The sequence below is a fragment of the Arthrobacter sp. genome, from assembly GCF_031988865.1.
GTDB lineage: Bacteria > Actinomycetota > Actinomycetes > Actinomycetales > Micrococcaceae > Arthrobacter_B.
In genome coordinates, this window is sequence record NZ_DALZXY010000022.1 from 25152 (window position 1) to 41531 (window position 16380).

Here is a 16380-nt window from a genome sequence, read left to right on the forward strand (position 1 = left end):
CGTCGGAGGCGACCAGGAACGGCCACAGGTATTCGTTCCATTCGTTGACCACCGAGACAAGGGGGCCGGCGGCGATGGTGGGCGCGGACATCGGGACCACGAACTGGAAGAGCCTGCGCAGGTGACCGGCGCCGTCGAGCCCTGCCGCTTCCAGGACCGAGGCCGGAAGCGAAAGGAAGTGCTGGCGGAAGAGGAACGTGCCAAACGCGCTGGCCAGGCCCGGCAGGATCATGCCCTGGTAGGTGTTCAGCCAGCCCAGCCCGGCAACCAGCGTGTAGTTGGGGATGATCACGATCTGCTGGGGTATCAGCAAGGCCAAAATTACGACGGCGAAGAACACCTTCTTGAACGGCACGTCCAGGAACACCAGGGCATACGCCGTCGTCAGGCCGAGGATTATCTTGAGTGAGGCTCCGATGGCGGTCACCAGGAGCGAGTTCGCGAAGAAATTGCCGAACGGCACCCGTTCCAGGGCGGCCGCGTAGTTGGAGAGGTCCCACGCTTCCGGGAGCCACTGGATCGGCACCGTGTAGATCTCATCAGGTTCCTTGAAGCTGGCCAGCGCCATCCAGGCCAGCGGCAGCACCATCACGGCAACGGCAGCCAGCAGAGTGCCGTAGCCGGCAATCCGGGTCCGGGTCCGGGTACGGCTCATGAGTAGTGCACCTTCTTTTCGACGAATTTGAGCTGGACCAGCGTGACGGCCAGCAGGACCACGAAAAGAATGGTGGCGATGGCCGAGGAGTAGCCGGCCGTCCCGTTGCTGAATCCTTCCCGGTAGATCTGGTACATCATGGTGGTTGTGCCCTCGAGCGGACCGCCCTTGGTCATGGCCTGGATGATGTCGAAGGACTGCAGCGAGCTGAGCAGGGTGGTGACGGAGAGGAAGAACGTTGTGGGCCCCAGCAGAGGCAGCACCACCGAGAGGAGGCTGCGGATCCGGCCTGCCCCGTCCAGTGCGGCGGCCTCGAGCACGTCCCGTGGAATGGCCTGCAGGCCGGCCAGGTAGATCAGGGCCACGTAGCCCGTGTTCTTCCAGAGGTAGACGATGATCACCATGGCCAGCGCATATCCGGGGTCGTTGTACCAGTCCGGGGAAGGCAGTCCCACGGCCTGCAGCAGCGCCGAGGTCACGCCGAAGTTCGGGTCGAAGACAAAAAGCCACAGCAGTCCGACGGCGACGCCGGAGAGGACGTAGGGCGCGACGACGATCGTCCGGGCCGCTCCCCTCAGCTTGAGCTTGCTGTTCAGCAGCAGCGCCAGGAGCAGGCCAATGACCATGCCGCCGCCTACTGTGGCCAGGGTGAAGATGACCGTGACGCCCACGATCTGGGGTGTGGAGGACGCGGTGAACCAGTCCGTGTAATTCCGCAGGCCCACGGGCCTGGCGATACTGGAGCCGATGTTCCACTGCAGCGTGGAGTAGTACAGGGACTGCAGCAGCGGCTTGTAGGTGAAGACCAGCAGCAGGGCGATGTTGGGCCCGGCAAGCAGCGGGAACAGCAGCCAGTTGCTGCGCCGCCGGGAGCACCTGGCGGCCGGCCGGCGGGTCCGGGGTGCCGGTGGCACTCCCCCGGTGCTGGAGCTGCCGGGCGCTGACCGCTCCGGGCGCGCCGTCAGCGCCGGGGACAAAGTGGAGGATGACATGGGGCGAAGAACCTTCGTCGGCAGTTGGTGGATGCCTTCAGCGTAGGTTCGCCAGGGCCCCGTAAAACCGGAAACAACCGCTTTGGGGAAAGTCTTCAGCACGCGTTGCCCAGGCTTTCAGCGCCCGTTCAGCCCGCGTTCATTTTGTGACGGGCCCCTGCTCCTTTGACGGATTTGGCCGGTGATTTCCGGGTTTGCCTCCAGCGGTGCCGGGCAGCCCGGATACGTGAAAGGCCCGCCCCGCCTGGAGGCGGAACGGGCCTTTCACAAAAAGCAGCTGCTACGGAATCGGCACAGGAGTGACACCAAGCGGCGCCAGCCGCGACGCACCGCCGTCGGCCGCCGTCAGCACCCAGATGCCCTTCTCATGGATGGCCACCGAGTGCTCCCACTGGCAGGAGCGCGCACCGTCGGTGGTAATAACAGTCCAGTCATCCTCCAGCGTGCGGGTCTCGATTCCTCCACGGACCAGCATCGGCTCGATTGCCAGGCACATGCCGGGCTTAAGCTTCGGTCCGCGGTGACTGGTCCGGTAATTGAGCACATCAGGTGCCTGGTGCATTTCCGAACCAATGCCGTGGCCCACGTAGTCCTCGAGGATGCCCAGCGGCTTCCCCGGCACGCTGCTGACGTAGTCGTCCACGGCAGCACCAATGTCACCCACGAACCTGCCCTTGGCGGCGGCTGCAATGCCGTGCCACATGGCGTTCTCGGTGACGTCGGAGAGACGCTGATCCTCGGGATCAGCCGTTCCGACGATGACGGTCCGGGCTGAGTCCGAATGCCAGCCGTTGACCACCGCACCGCCATCGATGGAGATGATGTCGCCGTCGTCCAGCACGCGGGAACCGGGGATGCCGTGCACGACTTCCTCATTGACGGAGGTGCAAATGGTCGCCGGAAAACCGTAGTAACCGAGGAAGTTTGACGTGGCACCGGCTTCCGCCAGGACCGCAGCAAAAACCTTGTCCAGTTCAGCCGTGGTCACTCCCGGACGGGCGGCTTCCACCGCTGCGTCCAGGGCTTTGATCAGCACCAGGCCGGCTTCGAGCATGGTGCGCATCTGTGCGTTGGATTTGTACTGGATCCGTGGCTGGGCCAACGTCTCGCCTTCTATCTGTTAGCTGTGGTCCTTGAGCGCCTGCATCACGCGCTCGGTGACTTCGTCGATATCGCCCAGGCCGTTGACCCGGGTCACGATGCCGCGGTCCTCGTAGCGTGCGACGACGTCGGCCGTCTGCTGCTTGTAGAGGTCGAGGCGGTGACGGATGACTTCTTCGTTATCGTCCGCGCGGCCTTCGATTTCCGCCCGCTTCAGCAGGCGCGCCACGAGTTCCTCGTCGTCCGCCGTCAGCAGCAGGACAGCATCGAGCTTCTGATTGCTGGAAGCCAGGATGTCGTCGAGTTCCTCCACCTGCGCGGTGGTGCGCGGGTAACCGTCGAGCAGGAAGCCTTCGGTTACATCGTCTTCCTTGAGGCGCGAACGGACCATGTTGTTCGTGACCTCGTCGGGAACAAAGTTGCCGGCGTCGATGTACTTCTTGGCCTCGACACCCAGCGGAGTCAGGTTCTTGACGTTGGAGCGGAAGATGTCACCAGTGGAGATGGCTGCGATACCGAGGCGGTCCGAGATCCGGGAAGCCTGTGTTCCCTTGCCGGCGCCGGGAGGCCCGATAATGAGCAGTCGTGTCATCGCAATAACCCTTCGTAGTGACGTTGCTGAAGCTGTGCGTCAATTTGTTTGACCGTCTCGAGGCCCACACCAACCATGATGAGGATCGAGGTTCCGCCGAACGGGAAGTTCTGGTTTGCCCCGACCAGCACCAGGGCAATCAGCGGAATAAGGGCAACAAGGCCCAAATAGAGGGCGCCGGGCAGGGTAATGCGGGACAGCACGTACTGCAGGTATTCGGCGGTGGGGCGGCCGGCACGGATGCCGGGGATGAAACCGCCGTACTTCTTCATGTTCTCGGAGACTTCTTCCGGGTTGAATGTGATCGAGACGTAGAAGTACGTAAAGAACACGATCATCAGGAAGTACACGGCCATGTACAGCGGGTGGTCGCCCGATGTCAGGTAGTTGTTGATCCAGACGACCCATTCCGGCGGAGCAGTGCCGTCGGACGGGGTGTTGAACTGGGCCAGCAGCGAGGGCAGGTACAGCATGGAGGACGCGAAGATCACTGGGATCACGCCGGCCATGTTGACCTTGATCGGAATGTAGGTGTTGGTCCCGCCGACGGTCCGGCGTCCGACCATGCGCTTGGCATACTGCACCGGAATACGGCGCTGGGACTGCTCAACGAAGATCACCAGGGCGACCGTGACGATACCGATCGCGATCACGCCGAGGAAGACCGTCCAGCCCTGTGCCGAGAGAATGGCACCCAGGGCGCTGGGGAAGCTCGCCACGATCGAGGTGAAGATCAGGAGGGACATGCCGTTGCCGACGCCCTTTTCGGTGACCAGCTCGCCCATCCACATAATGAGGCCGGTTCCGGCGGTCAGGGTGATGATGAGCAGGAGGATCGTGATGATGTTGTCGTCCGGGATGATATCCAGGGCGCACTGGTTGTTGAAGAGGGCACCTGTCCGGGCCAGCGAAACAACCGTGGTCGCGTTCAGCAGGCCAAGGGCGATCGTGAGGTAACGCGTGTACTGCGTCAGCGTCGACTGTCCCTGCTGCCCTTCGTCGTGGAGGGCCTGGAAGTGCGGGATAACCACGCGGAGCAGCTGCACGATAATGCTCGCGGTGATGTACGGCATGATGCCGAGGGCGAAGACGGAGACCTGCAGCAGCGCACCGCCGCTGAAGAGATTCACAAACTCATACAGGCCACCCGAGGTGGCGCCAAGAGCCAAGCACTGCTGCACATTGCCGTAGTCAACACCCGGTGCCGGGATAAAAGCACCCATGCGGAAGATAGTGATGATTCCCAGCGTAAACAACAGCTTGCGTCGCAGGTCTGGCGTCCGGAAAGCCCGGCCAATAGCGCTAAGCAAGCGTCCTCCTGAAGTAATCCTGAAGTATGGAATGAGTCCCGGCGGGACTGATGACAGAAACTGAGTCTATCCGCTCAGACCCACTGTTGTGTTAATGGCACCAACAGCAGTTAACAGCGGAGACCGGGTAATGGCACCGGGGTTAAAGACACTAAGCTCCCGGTGGGCCTTTCATGTGGCCTGCCGGGAGCTTAGTAGTCAGCAGATGGAGTGCATGCCCCGCCCCGGTGCCCGGATTACCCGGGCACCGGGAACGAAGCCCGCACGGTCTGTCACGGTGCTTAGAGCGCCGTAACCGATCCGCCTGCTGCAGCGATCTTTTCTGCGGCGCTGGCGGAGAAGGCGTCAACCTTCACATCAACCTTGACGGTGATGTCGCCGGTGCCCAGGACCTTGACGGGCTGGTTCTTGCGCACGGCACCCTTGGCTACGAGGGCCTCAACGGTGATCTCGCCGCCTTCGGGGAACAGTTCGGAGATCTTGTCCAGGTTTACAACCTGGAATTCGACCTTGAACGGGTTCTTGAAGCCGCGCAGCTTCGGCAGGCGCATGTGCAGCGGAAGCTGCCCGCCTGCGAAACCGGCCTTGACCTGGTAGCGGGCAGCCGTACCCTTGGTACCGCGGCCAGCAGTCTTACCCTTGGAACCTTCACCACGGCCAACACGGGTCTTAGCCGTCTTGGCACCCGGTGCGGGACGCAGGTGGTGGACCTTCAGAGCATTATTCTTTTCTTCGGCCATGTTACTTCGCCTCCTCAACCTTCACGAGGTGCGGAACCGTGTTGATCATGCCAACGGTCACGGCATCTGCGCTGCGGACGACGGTGTCGCCGATGTGCTTGAGGCCGAGTGAACGCAGCGTGTCGCGCTGATTCTGCTTACCACCGATGGTGGACTTAATCTGAGTGATTTCCAGCTGTGCCGAGCTGACGGCAACGCGCTTCGGAGTAGTCATCAGGCACCTGCCTTCTGCATGTTGCGGATCATCGCGGCGGGAGCAACCTCGTCCAGCGGCAGGCCGCGGCGGGCTGCCACTGCCTTCGGCTCTTCGAGACCCTTAAGCGCTGCAACCGTGGCGTGCACGATGTTGATCGCGTTGGAGGAACCCAGCGACTTGGAAAGCACGTCGTGGATACCGGCGCACTCGAGGATCGCACGGACCGGACCGCCGGCGATAACGCCGGTACCCGGGGAAGCCGGACGCAGCAGGACGACGCCTGCAGCAGCTTCACCCTGGACGAGGTGCGGTACGGTGCCGCCGATGCGGGGAACGCGGAAGAATGACTTCTTCGCTTCCTCGACAGCCTTGGCGATAGCCGAGGGAACTTCCTTTGCCTTGCCGTAGCCAACGCCGACCATGCCGTTGCCGTCACCGACAACAACCAGAGCGGTGAAGCTGAAGCGCCGACCACCCTTGACAACCTTGGCGACGCGGTTGATGGTCACGACGCGTTCAATGAACTTGTCCTTGTCATCATTACGTCCGCCGTCGCGTCCGCCGCGTCCGCCGCGGTCACGGCCTCCACGGTCGGAGCGCTGCTCGCCCCGGCGGCCGCCGCGGCGGTCGTCGGTGCCTGCGGCAGCGGTTTCTTTGGTCTCAGTTGCCTCAGCAGATGTAGCTTCAGTCACCTGATTTTCCTTTTCCTTGTTAGCCTCGGTCACAGTGCCAGCCCACCTTCGCGTGCGCCGTCTGCAACAGCCGCAATGCGGCCGTGGTAGCGGTTTCCGCCGCGGTCAAAGACAACGGCTTCAACGCCGGCAGCCTTGGAGCGCTCGGCAACGAGCTCGCCGACGCGCTTGGCCTTGGCAGTCTTGTCGGCCTCCATGGAACGCAGGTCTGCTTCCATGGTCGACGCGGATGCAACGGTAACGCCGCGGCTGTCATCGACAACCTGGACGAATACGTGGCGGGCAGAGCGGTTGACGACCAGACGCGGACGAGCCGCGGTGCCGGCAATGCGCTTGCGGATCCGCAGCTGGCGGCGGCTCCGGGAAGCGGACTTGCTCTTGGAATTGCGCTTCTTATTAATGCTGATGGCCATGGTTACTTACCAGCCTTTCCGACCTTGCGGCGGACAATCTCGCCGGCGTAACGAATGCCCTTGCCCTTGTAGGGGTCAGGCTTGCGCAGCTTGCGGATGTTGGCGGAAACCTCGCCGACCTGCTGCTTGTCAATGCCGGAAACAGTGAGCTTCGTGGGGCCCGTAACGGTGAGCGTGATGCCCTCCGGAGCCTTCACGGAAACCGGGTGGCTGTAGCCCAGGGCGAACTCGAGGTCCGAGCCCTTGGCCTGCACACGGTAACCGGTGCCAACGATTTCCAGGTCCTTCTTGTAGCCTTCGGTCACACCGATGATCATGTTGGAGATCAGGGTGCGGGTCAGGCCGTGGAGGGAACGGGATTCGCGCTCGTCATTGGGGCGGGCGACGGTGATGGTGTTCTCGTCCAGGGAAACCGTGATCGGGCTGGCCACAGTGTGGCTCAGCTCTCCCTTGGAACCCTTGACCGTAACGTTGTTGCCGTCAACGGCAACGTCGACTCCGGCGGGGACAGAGATGGGCAGACGTCCAATACGTGACATTTTTCTTTCCCTTCCCTGCTACCAGACGTAGGCGAGGACTTCCCCACCCACACCCTTCTTGGCGGCCTGGCGGTCGGTCAGGAGACCTGACGACGTCGACAGGATTGCGATACCCAGGCCACCCAGCACACGCGGCAGGTTGGTGGACTTCGCGTAAACGCGCAGACCGGGCTTGGAAATGCGGCGGATGCCGGCAATTGAACGCTCGCGGTTCGGACCGAACTTGAGGTCCAGGGTCAGCGTCTTGCCAACCTCAGCCTCTTCTTCCTTCCAGCCGGCGATGTAGCCTTCGGCCTTCAGGATGTCGGCAACGCGTGCCTTGAGCTTGCTGTACGGCATGGACACGGAATCGTGGTATGCCGAGTTTGCATTGCGCAGACGCGTGAGCATGTCTGCGACAGGATCTGTCATTGTCATGTGGGCTCTAGCCCTCCCTCGTAACGGTTTCTGCTGCAGCCGCGGCTATGCCGGTGGCGGGCAGCAGACCTTTTACGTAGTAATTAATCTTCGGATTTGAACGGGAAGCCGAGCGCCTTCAGCAGCGCGCGTCCCTCGTCATCGGTCTTGGCGGTGGTAACCACGGTGATGTCCATGCCGCGTACGCGGTCGATCTTGTCCTGATCGATTTCGTGGAACATCGACTGCTCGGTCAGACCGAACGTGTAGTTGCCGTTGCCATCAAACTGCTTGCCGCTCAGGCCGCGGAAGTCGCGGATACGGGGAAGCGCCAGGGTAACCAGGCGGTCCACGAATTCCCACATGCGGTCGCCGCGCAGCGTTGCGTGCGCGCCAATCGGCATGCCTTCGCGCAGCTTGAACTGTGCGATCGACTTGCGTGCCTTGGTGATCTGCGGCTTCTGGCCGGTGATCGCGGTCAGGTCGCGCACGGCACCGTCAATGAGCTTGGAGTCCTTGGCGGCATCTCCAACGCCCATGTTCACGACGACCTTGACGAGGCGCGGAACCTGGTTGACGTTTGCGTAGTTGAACTCGTCCTGCAGAGTCTTCTTGATCTCCGCTGCGTAGCGGGTCTTCAGACGGGGAACGATCTTGGTGACGGTCTCAGTCATTAGAGGTCCTTCCCAGAGCCCTTGGCGACGCGGATGCGAACGGTGCGGGTCCGGCCGTCCTTCGTGACGGTTTCGGTGCGGTAGCCAACGCGGGTGGGCTTCTTCGTTTCCGGGTCAACAATTGCAACGTTGGAAACGTGGATGGGGGCTTCAACGGTCTCGATGCCACCGGTCTTGGAGCCCTTGGAGGACTGGCCGACCTTGGTGTGCTTCTTGACGGTGTTGATGCCTTCAACCAGGACGCGGTTGGTGTCGGTGTAAACCTTCAGCACCTTGCCCTGCTTGCCGCGGTCTCCGCCGCGCTCTGCCTTTGCGCCGGTGATGACCTGAACCAGGTCACCCTTCTTGATCTTTGCCATGGTCTACAGCACCTCCGGAGCAAGCGAAATGATCTTCATGAACTTCTTGTCGCGAAGCTCGCGGCCGACCGGGCCGAAGATACGGGTACCGCGGGGGTCTCCGTCATTCTTCAAGATCACTGCAGCGTTCTCATCGAACTTGATGTAGGAACCGTCCTGGCGGCGGCGTTCCTTCTTGGTACGGACGATGACGGCCTTGACCACATCGCCCTTCTTGACGTTGCCGCCGGGAATTGCGTCCTTGACGGTGGCAACAATGGTGTCGCCAATGCCTGCGTAGCGACGGCCGGATCCACCGAGAACGCGGATGGTCAAGATTTCCTTGGCACCCGTGTTGTCGGCGACCTTCAGTCGCGACTCCTGCTGAATCACTTAGTACTCCTGTCGTCGCGCCGGTTCTCAGTTGTTGAGCCTTGCGGAACGGATATGGGTGGACCCCGTAATACTGGTACTCAGCACCGACCCCTGACGGGCCGCTCTGCAGCGCAAGCCGCAGCACCATGCTGAACAAGATTATCGGGCTTTTGTCTTATTCGGCGGTGAGAAAGGGCGCCCCAAAGAGGACATGCTTCCGCACCACACAGACAAGATTTCAAGTTTATCGCGAAAGGGCCCCGGAAACGAAATCGAATGATATCGCGGCCGGGGCCCTGACGCTTTGGACGGCGTCCGCGGGCCGGCAGGGCAGCTGATGCTGTACCTGCCGGCTCACTGACCGGCCCGTTATTGCTTTGCAGCCTGGAAGCTACTTAGCCTTTTCGACGATCTCGACCAGGCGCCACCGCTTGGTAGCGGACAGCGGCCGGGTCTCGGCGATGGTGACCAGGTCACCGATGCCGGCCGAGTTTTCCTCGTCGTGCACCTTGCGCTTGGACGTGCGGCGAAGAACCTTGCCGTACAGCGCGTGCTTCACACGGTCTTCGACCTCGACAACGATGGTCTTATCCATCTTGTCCGAGACCACGTAGCCGCGAGCGGTCTTGCGGTACCCGCGGACATCGGCGCTGTTTGCGTCGTTTGTCACTGCTGCCTCATTCTTGTTTTCGCTCATTTGGCATCATCCTCGGCAACCGTCGCTTCGGACTCGGGAGCCTTCTTCTTGGACTTCTTCTTCTCGGGAGCAGCTTCCTCAACGGGAGCTACTGCCTCGGGACGAATGCCCAGTTCACGCTCGCGCAGCACCGTGTAGATGCGGGCGATGTCGCGCTTGACGGCGCGAAGACGGCCGTTGTTCTCCAGCTGCCCGGTGGCGGACTGGAAACGGAGGTTGAACAGCTCCTCCTTAGCCTTACGCAGTTCTTCAACGAGACGCTCGTTGTCGAACCCGTCCAGCTGATCAGTTGCAAGTTCCTTTGAACCGATAGCCATTGCTATTCACCACCCTCGCGACGCACAATGCGTGCCTTCAACGGCAGCTTATGGATCGCCAGGCGCAGAGCCTCGCGAGCTACCTCTTCGGAAACACCGGAGAGTTCGAACAGAACCCGCCCCGGCTTGACGTTTGCAACCCACCACTCCGGAGAACCCTTACCGGAACCCATACGGGTTTCAGCAGGCTTCTTCGTCAGCGGACGGTCCGGATAAATGTTGATCCAGACCTTGCCGCCGCGCTTGATGTGGCGCGTCATGGCAATACGGGCAGCTTCAATCTGGCGGTTGGTAACGTACGCAGGCGTAAGAGCCTGGATACCCCACTCACCAAAGCTGACTGCGGTGCCACCGGTTGCAGCGCCGGAACGACCCGGGTGGTGCTGCTTACGGTATTTGACTCGACGTGGGATAAGCATTTAAGCCTGTCCTCCTTCTGCTGCGGGGGCGGCTGCCTCAGCGGCCGGAGCCTCTGCAGCAGGCGCAGCGGCCTTATCGGCACGCTCGGGACGACGACGACGGTCGCCGCCACGGTCCCCACGGTCGGCCGGGCCGCGGCCCGGGCGGTCGTTGGAACGTCCGCGGGACGGTGCAGCAGCCTGCTGTGCAGCCAGTTCCTTGGAGGTGACGTCGCCCTTGTAGATCCAGACCTTCACGCCGATGCGGCCGAAGGTGGTCTTTGCTTCGAAGAAGCCGTAGTCGATGTTCGCGCGGAGGGTGTGCAGGGGCACACGGCCTTCGCGGTAGAACTCGGAACGGCTCATTTCAGCGCCGCCCAGACGGCCGGAGCACTGGATACGGATACCCTTTGCACCTGCACGCTGTGCGGACTGGATGGCCTTCTTCATCGCACGGCGGAAAGCCACGCGGGAAGAGAGCTGCTCAGCAACACCCTGGGCAACAAGCTGTGCTTCCATCTCGGGGTTCTTGACCTCGAGGATGTTCAGCTGAACCTGCTTGCCGGTGAGCTTTTCGAGCTCGCCACGGATGCGGTCTGCTTCGGCGCCGCGGCGGCCGATCACGATGCCCGGACGTGCGGTGTGGATATCCACACGGACACGGTCGCGGGTGCGCTCGATCTCAACCTTGGCGATACCGGCGCGGTCCATGCCCGTGGACATGAGCTGACGGATCTTGATGTCCTCGCGGACAAAGTCCTTGTAACGCTGGCCCGGCTTGTTGCTGTCAGCAAACCAGTGCGAAACGTGGTCAGTGGTGATGCCGAGTCGGAACCCGTGCGGGTTTACCTTCTGTCCCACTTAACGGTCCTCCTCGTTCTTCGGGGTTGCGACTACCACGGTGACGTGGCTGGTGCGCTTGTTGATGCGGTACGCGCGGCCCTGGGCACGCGGCTGGAACCGCTTCATGGTGGGTCCTTCGTCAACGAATGCTTCGCTGATGTAGAGGTCACCTTCGTCGAAGGCCACGCCGTCGCGGTCCGCGAGGACACGCGCGTTGGCCATTGCCGACTGAACTACCTTGAATACCGGCTCCGAAGCTGCCTGGGGGGCAAACTTCAGAATTGCCAGAGCCTCATTCGCTTGCTTGCCACGAACAAGGTTGACGACGCGCCGGGCCTTCATAGGCGTTACGCGGATATGACGCGCAATTGCCTTGGCTTCCATTGCTTTCCTTCTCTCGTCTTCTGCCGAAAGAGCAGCGCCTAGCGGCGCTTGCCCTTGCGGTCGTCCTTCACATGGCCGCGGAATGTCCGCGTCAGAGCGAATTCGCCGAGCTTGTGCCCGACCATCGACTCGGTGACAAACACCGGAATGTGCTTGCGTCCGTCGTGCACGGCGATCGTGTGTCCGAGCATGTCGGGGACGATCATCGAGCGGCGGGACCACGTCTTGATGACGTTCTTGGTGCCCTTTTCGTTTTCGGCCGCTACCTTAAGGAACAGGTGCTGGTCGACGAAGGGGCCTTTCTTCAGGCTGCGTGGCATGTTTCCAGGCTCCTATCGCTTGTTCTTGCCGGAACGACGGCGACGCACAATAAGCTTGTCGCTCTCTTTATTGGGGCGGCGGGTACGGCCTTCGCGCTTACCGTTCGGGTTGACCGGGTGGCGTCCACCGGAGGTCTTACCTTCACCACCACCGTGCGGGTGGTCTACCGGGTTCATGGCGACACCGCGGACGGTCGGGCGAACGCCCTTCCAGCGCATACGGCCGGCCTTGCCCCAGTTGATGTTGGACTGCTCGGCGTTGCCAACTTCACCGACGGTTGCGCGGCAGCGTGCGTCGACGTTGCGGATTTCGCCGGAGGGCAGACGCAGCTGTGCGAAGCGGCCTTCCTTGGCAACCAGCTGAACAGAAGCACCGGCGGAGCGGGCCATCTTGGCACCGCCGCCCGGACGCAGTTCAACTGCGTGGATGGTGGTACCCACGGGGATGTTGCGCAGCGGCAGGTTGTTGCCGGGCTTGATGTCAGCCCCGGCGCCGGCCTCGACGAAGTCGCCCTGCTTGAGCTTGTTCGGCGCAATGATGTAACGCTTGGTGCCATCAACATAGTGCAGGAGCGCGATGCGGGCGGTGCGGTTCGGATCGTATTCGATCTCTGCAACGCGGGCGTCGACGCCGTCCTTGTCATGCCGGCGGAAGTCGATCAGGCGGTACTGGCGCTTGTGTCCGCCACCCTTGTGCCTGGTCGTGATCTTACCGGTGTTGTTACGGCCGCCCTTCTTGGGCAGCGGGCGAACCAACGACTTTTCCGGCGTTGACCGCGTGATTTCGGTGAAGTCGGCTACGCTCGAGCCGCGACGGCCCGGTGTAGTCGGCTTGTATTTACGGATTCCCATTTTTTATTCCTCGTTAAAGTGGTCTCCGCTCTAGCTGAGCGGACCGCCGAAGATGTCGATTGTGCCGTCCTTCAGGGTGACAATGGCGCGCTTGGTGTTCTTGCGCTGTCCCCATCCGAACTTGGTCCGCTTACGCTTACCGGCACGGTTGATGGTGTTGATCGAGTCGACCTTGACGGAGAAAATCTTCTCCACGGCCAGCTTGATCTCGGTCTTGTTCGAGCGGGGGTCGACCAGGAAGGTGTACTTACCTTCGTCGATCAGGCCGTAGCTCTTTTCCGAGACGACGGGTGCAAGCACGACGTCGCGCGGATCCTTAGCGGTGGTCGCGCTCACTTGGCGTCCTCCTTGACAGTGTTCTTGCCAACGAACTCGTCGTAGGCAGCCTTGGTGAAGACCACGTCATCGGCAACAAGCACGTCGTAGGTGTTCAGCTGATCTACATAGATCACGTGAACATCGGTGAGGTTGCGCACGGACAGTGCAGCAACATCATTGGCGCGCTCGATGACAACGAGCATGTTCTTGCGGTCGGAAAGTGAACGCAGCGATTCGCGTGCGGCCTTGGTCGACGGCGTCTCGCCGGCTACCAGGGTTTCCAGCACGTGGATGCGGCCGTTGCGTGCCCGGTCGGAGAGTGCTCCGCGAAGTGCGGCGGCAATCATCTTCTTGGGGGTGCGCTGGCTGTAGTCGCGGGGCGTCGGTCCGTGGACAACGCCGCCACCGGTCATGTGAGGAGCACGGATCGAGCCCTGACGGGCGCGGCCGGTACCCTTCTGCTTGAACGGCTTGCGGCCTGCGCCGCTGACCTCTGCGCGGGTCTTCGTCTTGTGCGTGCCCTGGCGGGCTGCGGCAAGCTGTGCCACAACTACCTGGTGCAGCAGCGGTACGTTCGTCTGAACGTCGAAGATCGCTGCGGGGAATTCAACAGTGGTTTCGTTAGCCATGAGACTAAGCTCCCTTCACGGCGGTGCGTACGAGGACGACCTGGCCGCGGGCGCCGGGAACGGCACCCTTGATCAGCAGCAGCGACTTCTCAACATCCACGGCGTGGATGGTGAGGTTCATCGTGGTGTGACGGACGGCGCCCATGCGGCCGGCCATCCGAAGACCCTTGAAGACGCGGCCGGGGGTGGATGCGCCACCGATCGAGCCGGGCTTGCGGTGGTTCTTGTGGGCACCGTGGGAGGCACCGACGCCGTGGAAGCCGTGACGCTTCATGACACCAGCGAAGCCCTTGCCCTTGGAGGTTCCGGTGACGTCGACCTTCTGGCCGGCTTCGAACATCTCAACGGAGAGTTCCTGGCCCAGCTCGTAGGTATCGGCGTCAGCGGTGCGCAGCTCAACAACGTGGCGGCGCGGCGTAACGCCGGCCTTCTCGAAGTGGCCGGCCAGCGGCTTGGTGACCTTGCGGGGATCGATCTGGCCGTAGCCGATCTGAACGGCGGTGTAGCCGTCCTTCGCAGCGTCGCGCAGCTGGGTGATGACGTTGGAATCAGCCTGGACCACGGTGACGGGGACGAGCTTGTTGTTCTCGTCCCAGACCTGGGTCATGCCCAGCTTGGTGCCCAGGAGGCCCTTAACCTGGCGGGTAAGTGAAGAAGACATAAGTATCTGCTCCCCCCTACAGCTTGATTTCGATGTTCACGTCTGCAGGCAGGTCAAGACGCATCAGCGAGTCAACGGCCTTAGGCGTGGGGTCAATGATGTCGATGAGACGCTTGTGCGTGCGCATTTCAAAGTGCTCGCGGCTGTCCTTGTACTTGTGCGGCGAACGGATAACGCAGTACACGTTCTTTTCCGTGGGCAGCGGCACGGGGCCTACTACCGTTGCGCCTGCACGCGTGACCGTCTCAACGATCTTCCGTGCTGATACGTCAATGACCTCGTGGTCATACGACTTCAGCCGGATGCGGATTTTTTGTCCCGCCATGGCGTCGTGCCTCTTTCTTCGAGTATTGCTCTCTGTACAGTTTTTGCCCCTGGCGGCCATGGTGGCCCCGGCGCTCCTCCAACAAGCTGAATCCGGAAGCTCCGGGTTCCTCAACCTGCCGAGGCTCCGACCCCCGCGCTCGGGCGTGTCGCAGATTTGAAACTGGCAACACCCGACAAGAATGGGGGCGGGTTATATCTGGGCTTTTCCCCTGAAGGACCGGACCCTGCGCCAGGCATTATCCTGGCCGGGACGCAATCTCAACACGCACACAGTGCCGTTTACCGCGGCCTGCTCAGCGCGTGCGGGCACAAAAGCGCTTGAACAACTTCTCTAGTTTGCCAGATCGGGACGCAGAACGCGAATTAGCGCACAGCCTTACCGCCTGGCTTTAGCATGGCACCGCAGCTACGGACGGGATGTCCGGTGGCGCGGCGCGTCATTTCCTTCATTCTAGCCCAGCCACCCGGGTGACCGAAACCTGGCTCCCCTTTTGGGCGGCCTGTCAGGGCCGGTCGGCGGCAGGACCGGTCGGGGTCAGGACCGGTCGGGGGCAGGACCAGTCGGGGTCAGGACCAGTCGGGGTCGGGGCAGGACCCGTCGGGGGCAGGACCCGTCGGGGTCAGGACCGGCCTTGGTCAGTCTTGGCGGTTGGCCCGGCGGATTCGCTTTGCCCGGTCAACCTCGTGCGAGAAATGCCGGCGGCTCCACACCACGCCGCCCACCACCGCCGCGGCGATGACCAGCAGAATGAGAATTTCCATGCATCGAGCCTAGCTGAGCAGGGCCGCCGGTGTCAGAGCCTGCTCTCTTCCTTTCCGCGGGCATCAACAGGTTCGCTGCGGACGCGGGTCAGCCGCCAGACGGCGAGCGCGATCAGCCCTGCCGCCAGGAGCGCCAGGAGGAGGAACGTGTACCCGCGCAGGTACCAGAGCACGGCCAAGGCGACGCCGGCGGCACCCCAGATGGTGAACAGCTTCCGGCTGGCAAGCAGCCCGAAGGCAAGCAGCCCCGCATGTGCCACCAGGGCCCAGAGCTGTTCCCCCGCTCCCCCGGACCCTATGGACGCCAGGCCGCCGCCGGAGAGGATGACCGCGGTGCCCGAGAGCAGGGCGGTGCCCCGGCCGTCGCGTTTCCGCAGGTACTCCCACCCGGCCAGTGCCGCGAGGACGACGGCCCAGTACTGCACGGACCAGAACGGATCGGCGTCTCCAAGGGCAACCCAGGCGATCCGCTGCACGGCCAGGGCTGCCACCAGGCAGGCGGCTTCCGTCGCGGATTCGCGCAGGTTTACCGGGAATTCGCGGACGGCGAGGGCAAGTGCGGCGATCAGGGTCAGGGATCCGAGGACCGCTGAGCTGTTGTATTCGGCCATGGCCGGTACCGCTCCCAGGACCAGGACAAAACAGGAAGCGGCACCCATGATCCGGACGCGCAGCAGCGTTCCAGGAACCGGAGGAGGCAGCGTTACAAAAAGCCTGAGAGCCTGGAGTAACACGGCGGCGGTCCACGCCGGCCATAGGTTGCCGTAACCGGGCGGGACCGGAACGGTGAGGATCGAGCGTTCGAATTCCGCGGCGAGGAGCAGGGCCGCTGCGTAGAGCAGCGGCGGGGTTCCTGCGG

26 protein-coding genes and 1 pseudogene are annotated in these 16380 nt (G+C 62.5%); all 27 read right to left on the bottom strand.

Annotation, left to right across the window (positions count from 1 at the left end; genetic code table 11):
- The coding region (locus tag RTN46_RS06180) for a carbohydrate ABC transporter permease (protein WP_312179871.1) at nucleotides 1-655 on the bottom strand (655 nt) is incomplete at its 3' end.
- Nucleotides 652-1647 (bottom strand): sugar ABC transporter permease, encoded by a 996-nt coding sequence (locus RTN46_RS06185; protein WP_312179873.1) that lies wholly within the window; start codon nucleotides 1645-1647, stop codon nucleotides 652-654. The genes RTN46_RS06180 and RTN46_RS06185, both read right to left, overlap by 4 nt.
- Before the next feature lie 280 nt (nucleotides 1648-1927).
- Nucleotides 1928-2749, bottom strand: coding sequence for a type I methionyl aminopeptidase (gene map, locus RTN46_RS06190; RefSeq protein ID WP_396157397.1), 822 nt, complete (start codon nucleotides 2747-2749; stop codon nucleotides 1928-1930).
- Between the two features lie 18 nt (nucleotides 2750-2767).
- Nucleotides 2768-3340 (bottom strand): adenylate kinase, encoded by a 573-nt coding sequence (locus RTN46_RS06195; protein ID WP_312179874.1) that lies wholly within the window; start codon nucleotides 3338-3340, stop codon nucleotides 2768-2770.
- A complete protein-coding gene (gene secY, locus RTN46_RS06200) occupies nucleotides 3337-4650 on the bottom strand; it encodes a preprotein translocase subunit SecY (protein WP_312179875.1) in 1314 nt (437 codons plus the stop codon). Before secY ends, RTN46_RS06195 begins: the two co-directional genes overlap by 4 nt.
- A gap of 281 nt (nucleotides 4651-4931) precedes the next feature.
- Nucleotides 4932-5390 (bottom strand): 50S ribosomal protein L15, encoded by a 459-nt coding sequence (rplO, locus tag RTN46_RS06205; protein ID WP_312179877.1) that lies wholly within the window; start codon nucleotides 5388-5390, stop codon nucleotides 4932-4934.
- A 1-nt stretch (nucleotide 5391) separates the two neighbouring features.
- Nucleotides 5392-5604 (bottom strand): 50S ribosomal protein L30, encoded by a 213-nt coding sequence (gene rpmD / locus RTN46_RS06210; RefSeq protein ID WP_152227310.1) that lies wholly within the window; start codon nucleotides 5602-5604, stop codon nucleotides 5392-5394.
- A complete protein-coding gene (gene rpsE, locus RTN46_RS06215; RefSeq protein WP_312179881.1) occupies nucleotides 5604-6278 on the bottom strand; it encodes a 30S ribosomal protein S5 in 675 nt (224 codons plus the stop codon). The genes rpmD and rpsE overlap by 1 nt, the downstream gene beginning before the upstream one ends.
- A gap of 29 nt (nucleotides 6279-6307) precedes the next feature.
- On the bottom strand, nucleotides 6308-6691 hold the full coding sequence (gene rplR / locus RTN46_RS06220; RefSeq protein WP_312179883.1) for a 50S ribosomal protein L18: 384 nt from the start codon (nucleotides 6689-6691) through the stop codon (nucleotides 6308-6310).
- A 2-nt stretch (nucleotides 6692-6693) separates the two neighbouring features.
- The gene (rplF, locus tag RTN46_RS06225; RefSeq protein ID WP_312179884.1) at nucleotides 6694-7230 is read right to left on the bottom strand and encodes a 50S ribosomal protein L6; all 537 of its coding nucleotides are present in this window, start codon (nucleotides 7228-7230) and stop codon (nucleotides 6694-6696) included.
- 18 nt (nucleotides 7231-7248) lie between these two features.
- Nucleotides 7249-7647 carry a 30S ribosomal protein S8 gene (gene rpsH / locus RTN46_RS06230; protein ID WP_066295906.1) on the bottom strand — a complete coding sequence of 133 codons (399 nt, stop codon included), beginning with the start codon at nucleotides 7645-7647 and terminating at the stop codon, nucleotides 7249-7251.
- A gap of 83 nt (nucleotides 7648-7730) precedes the next feature.
- Nucleotides 7731-8300, bottom strand: coding sequence for a 50S ribosomal protein L5 (gene rplE, locus RTN46_RS06235; RefSeq protein ID WP_066295909.1), 570 nt, complete (start codon nucleotides 8298-8300; stop codon nucleotides 7731-7733).
- Entirely contained in the window at nucleotides 8300-8659 is a 360-nt protein-coding gene (gene rplX / locus RTN46_RS06240; RefSeq protein WP_312179885.1) for a 50S ribosomal protein L24, read from the bottom strand. The genes rplE and rplX overlap by 1 nt, the downstream gene beginning before the upstream one ends.
- 3 nt (nucleotides 8660-8662) lie before the next feature.
- Nucleotides 8663-9031, bottom strand: a complete 369-nt coding sequence (rplN, locus tag RTN46_RS06245) for a 50S ribosomal protein L14 (protein ID WP_055239356.1) — start codon at nucleotides 9029-9031, stop codon at nucleotides 8663-8665.
- Between the two features lie 373 nt (nucleotides 9032-9404).
- A complete protein-coding gene (rpsQ, locus tag RTN46_RS06250; RefSeq protein ID WP_312179888.1) occupies nucleotides 9405-9710 on the bottom strand; it encodes a 30S ribosomal protein S17 in 306 nt (101 codons plus the stop codon).
- Nucleotides 9707-10027 carry a 50S ribosomal protein L29 gene (gene rpmC, locus RTN46_RS06255; protein WP_312179889.1) on the bottom strand — a complete coding sequence of 107 codons (321 nt, stop codon included), beginning with the start codon at nucleotides 10025-10027 and terminating at the stop codon, nucleotides 9707-9709. The genes rpsQ and rpmC overlap by 4 nt, the downstream gene beginning before the upstream one ends.
- Nucleotides 10028-10029: 2 nt before the next feature.
- The gene (gene rplP, locus RTN46_RS06260) at nucleotides 10030-10446 is read right to left on the bottom strand and encodes a 50S ribosomal protein L16 (RefSeq protein ID WP_055239353.1); all 417 of its coding nucleotides are present in this window, start codon (nucleotides 10444-10446) and stop codon (nucleotides 10030-10032) included.
- A complete protein-coding gene (rpsC, locus tag RTN46_RS06265; protein ID WP_227894280.1) occupies nucleotides 10447-11286 on the bottom strand; it encodes a 30S ribosomal protein S3 in 840 nt (279 codons plus the stop codon).
- Nucleotides 11287-11652, bottom strand: a complete 366-nt coding sequence (gene rplV / locus RTN46_RS06270) for a 50S ribosomal protein L22 (RefSeq protein WP_066295929.1) — start codon at nucleotides 11650-11652, stop codon at nucleotides 11287-11289.
- Nucleotides 11653-11690: 38 nt separating this feature from the next.
- On the bottom strand, nucleotides 11691-11972 hold the full coding sequence (gene rpsS, locus RTN46_RS06275) for a 30S ribosomal protein S19 (RefSeq protein ID WP_066295933.1): 282 nt from the start codon (nucleotides 11970-11972) through the stop codon (nucleotides 11691-11693).
- 12 nt (nucleotides 11973-11984) lie between these two features.
- Entirely contained in the window at nucleotides 11985-12824 is an 840-nt protein-coding gene (rplB, locus tag RTN46_RS06280; RefSeq protein WP_312179894.1) for a 50S ribosomal protein L2, read from the bottom strand.
- A 30-nt stretch (nucleotides 12825-12854) separates the two neighbouring features.
- On the bottom strand, nucleotides 12855-13160 hold the full coding sequence (rplW, locus tag RTN46_RS06285; RefSeq protein WP_104052736.1) for a 50S ribosomal protein L23: 306 nt from the start codon (nucleotides 13158-13160) through the stop codon (nucleotides 12855-12857).
- The gene (rplD, locus tag RTN46_RS06290; protein WP_312179896.1) at nucleotides 13157-13771 is read right to left on the bottom strand and encodes a 50S ribosomal protein L4; all 615 of its coding nucleotides are present in this window, start codon (nucleotides 13769-13771) and stop codon (nucleotides 13157-13159) included. Before rplD ends, rplW begins: the two co-directional genes overlap by 4 nt.
- A gap of 4 nt (nucleotides 13772-13775) precedes the next feature.
- Nucleotides 13776-14432, bottom strand: coding sequence for a 50S ribosomal protein L3 (gene rplC, locus RTN46_RS06295; RefSeq protein ID WP_066295948.1), 657 nt, complete (start codon nucleotides 14430-14432; stop codon nucleotides 13776-13778).
- Nucleotides 14433-14448: 16 nt separating this feature from the next.
- A complete protein-coding gene (gene rpsJ, locus RTN46_RS06300; RefSeq protein WP_003803825.1) occupies nucleotides 14449-14757 on the bottom strand; it encodes a 30S ribosomal protein S10 in 309 nt (102 codons plus the stop codon).
- A 638-nt stretch (nucleotides 14758-15395) separates the two neighbouring features.
- Nucleotides 15396-15521 carry a hypothetical protein gene (locus RTN46_RS06305; protein ID WP_312179898.1) on the bottom strand — a complete coding sequence of 42 codons (126 nt, stop codon included), beginning with the start codon at nucleotides 15519-15521 and terminating at the stop codon, nucleotides 15396-15398.
- Between the two features lie 32 nt (nucleotides 15522-15553).
- Nucleotides 15554-16380: pseudogene (locus tag RTN46_RS06310) on the bottom strand (hypothetical protein); the annotation flags it as partial.

Excerpts from the sequence above, each read along its gene's own strand:
- rplR (WP_312179883.1), bottom strand. The coding sequence starts at position 6,691 with ATGGCCATCAGCATTAATAAGAAGCGCAATTCCAAGAGCAAGTCCGCT.
- rplV (WP_066295929.1), bottom strand. The coding sequence starts at position 11,652 with ATGGAAGCCAAGGCAATTGCGCGTCATATCCGCGTAACGCCTATGAAG.
- RTN46_RS06185 (WP_312179873.1), bottom strand. The coding sequence starts at position 1,647 with ATGTCATCCTCCACTTTGTCCCCGGCGCTGACGGCGCGCCCGGAGCGG.
- rpsJ (WP_003803825.1), bottom strand. The coding sequence starts at position 14,757 with ATGGCGGGACAAAAAATCCGCATCCGGCTGAAGTCGTATGACCACGAG.
- rplD (WP_312179896.1), bottom strand. The coding sequence starts at position 13,771 with ATGGCTAACGAAACCACTGTTGAATTCCCCGCAGCGATCTTCGACGTT.
- rpmC (WP_312179889.1), bottom strand. The coding sequence starts at position 10,027 with ATGGCTATCGGTTCAAAGGAACTTGCAACTGATCAGCTGGACGGGTTC.
- rpmD (WP_152227310.1), bottom strand. The coding sequence starts at position 5,604 with ATGACTACTCCGAAGCGCGTTGCCGTCAGCTCGGCACAGCTGGAAATC.
- rplP (WP_055239353.1), bottom strand. The coding sequence starts at position 10,446 with ATGCTTATCCCACGTCGAGTCAAATACCGTAAGCAGCACCACCCGGGT.
- RTN46_RS06195 (WP_312179874.1), bottom strand. The coding sequence starts at position 3,340 with ATGACACGACTGCTCATTATCGGGCCTCCCGGCGCCGGCAAGGGAACA.
- rplO (WP_312179877.1), bottom strand. The coding sequence starts at position 5,390 with ATGGCCGAAGAAAAGAATAATGCTCTGAAGGTCCACCACCTGCGTCCC.
- rpsH (WP_066295906.1), bottom strand. The coding sequence starts at position 7,647 with ATGACAATGACAGATCCTGTCGCAGACATGCTCACGCGTCTGCGCAAT.
- rplC (WP_066295948.1), bottom strand. The coding sequence starts at position 14,432 with ATGTCTTCTTCACTTACCCGCCAGGTTAAGGGCCTCCTGGGCACCAAG.
- rplX (WP_312179885.1), bottom strand. The coding sequence starts at position 8,659 with ATGGCAAAGATCAAGAAGGGTGACCTGGTTCAGGTCATCACCGGCGCA.
- rpsS (WP_066295933.1), bottom strand. The coding sequence starts at position 11,972 with ATGCCACGCAGCCTGAAGAAAGGCCCCTTCGTCGACCAGCACCTGTTC.
- RTN46_RS06305 (WP_312179898.1), bottom strand. The coding sequence starts at position 15,521 with ATGGAAATTCTCATTCTGCTGGTCATCGCCGCGGCGGTGGTGGGCGGC.
- rplE (WP_066295909.1), bottom strand. The coding sequence starts at position 8,300 with ATGACTGAGACCGTCACCAAGATCGTTCCCCGTCTGAAGACCCGCTAC.
- rpsQ (WP_312179888.1), bottom strand. The coding sequence starts at position 9,710 with ATGAGCGAAAACAAGAATGAGGCAGCAGTGACAAACGACGCAAACAGC.
- rplB (WP_312179894.1), bottom strand. The coding sequence starts at position 12,824 with ATGGGAATCCGTAAATACAAGCCGACTACACCGGGCCGTCGCGGCTCG.
- rplF (WP_312179884.1), bottom strand. The coding sequence starts at position 7,230 with ATGTCACGTATTGGACGTCTGCCCATCTCTGTCCCCGCCGGAGTCGAC.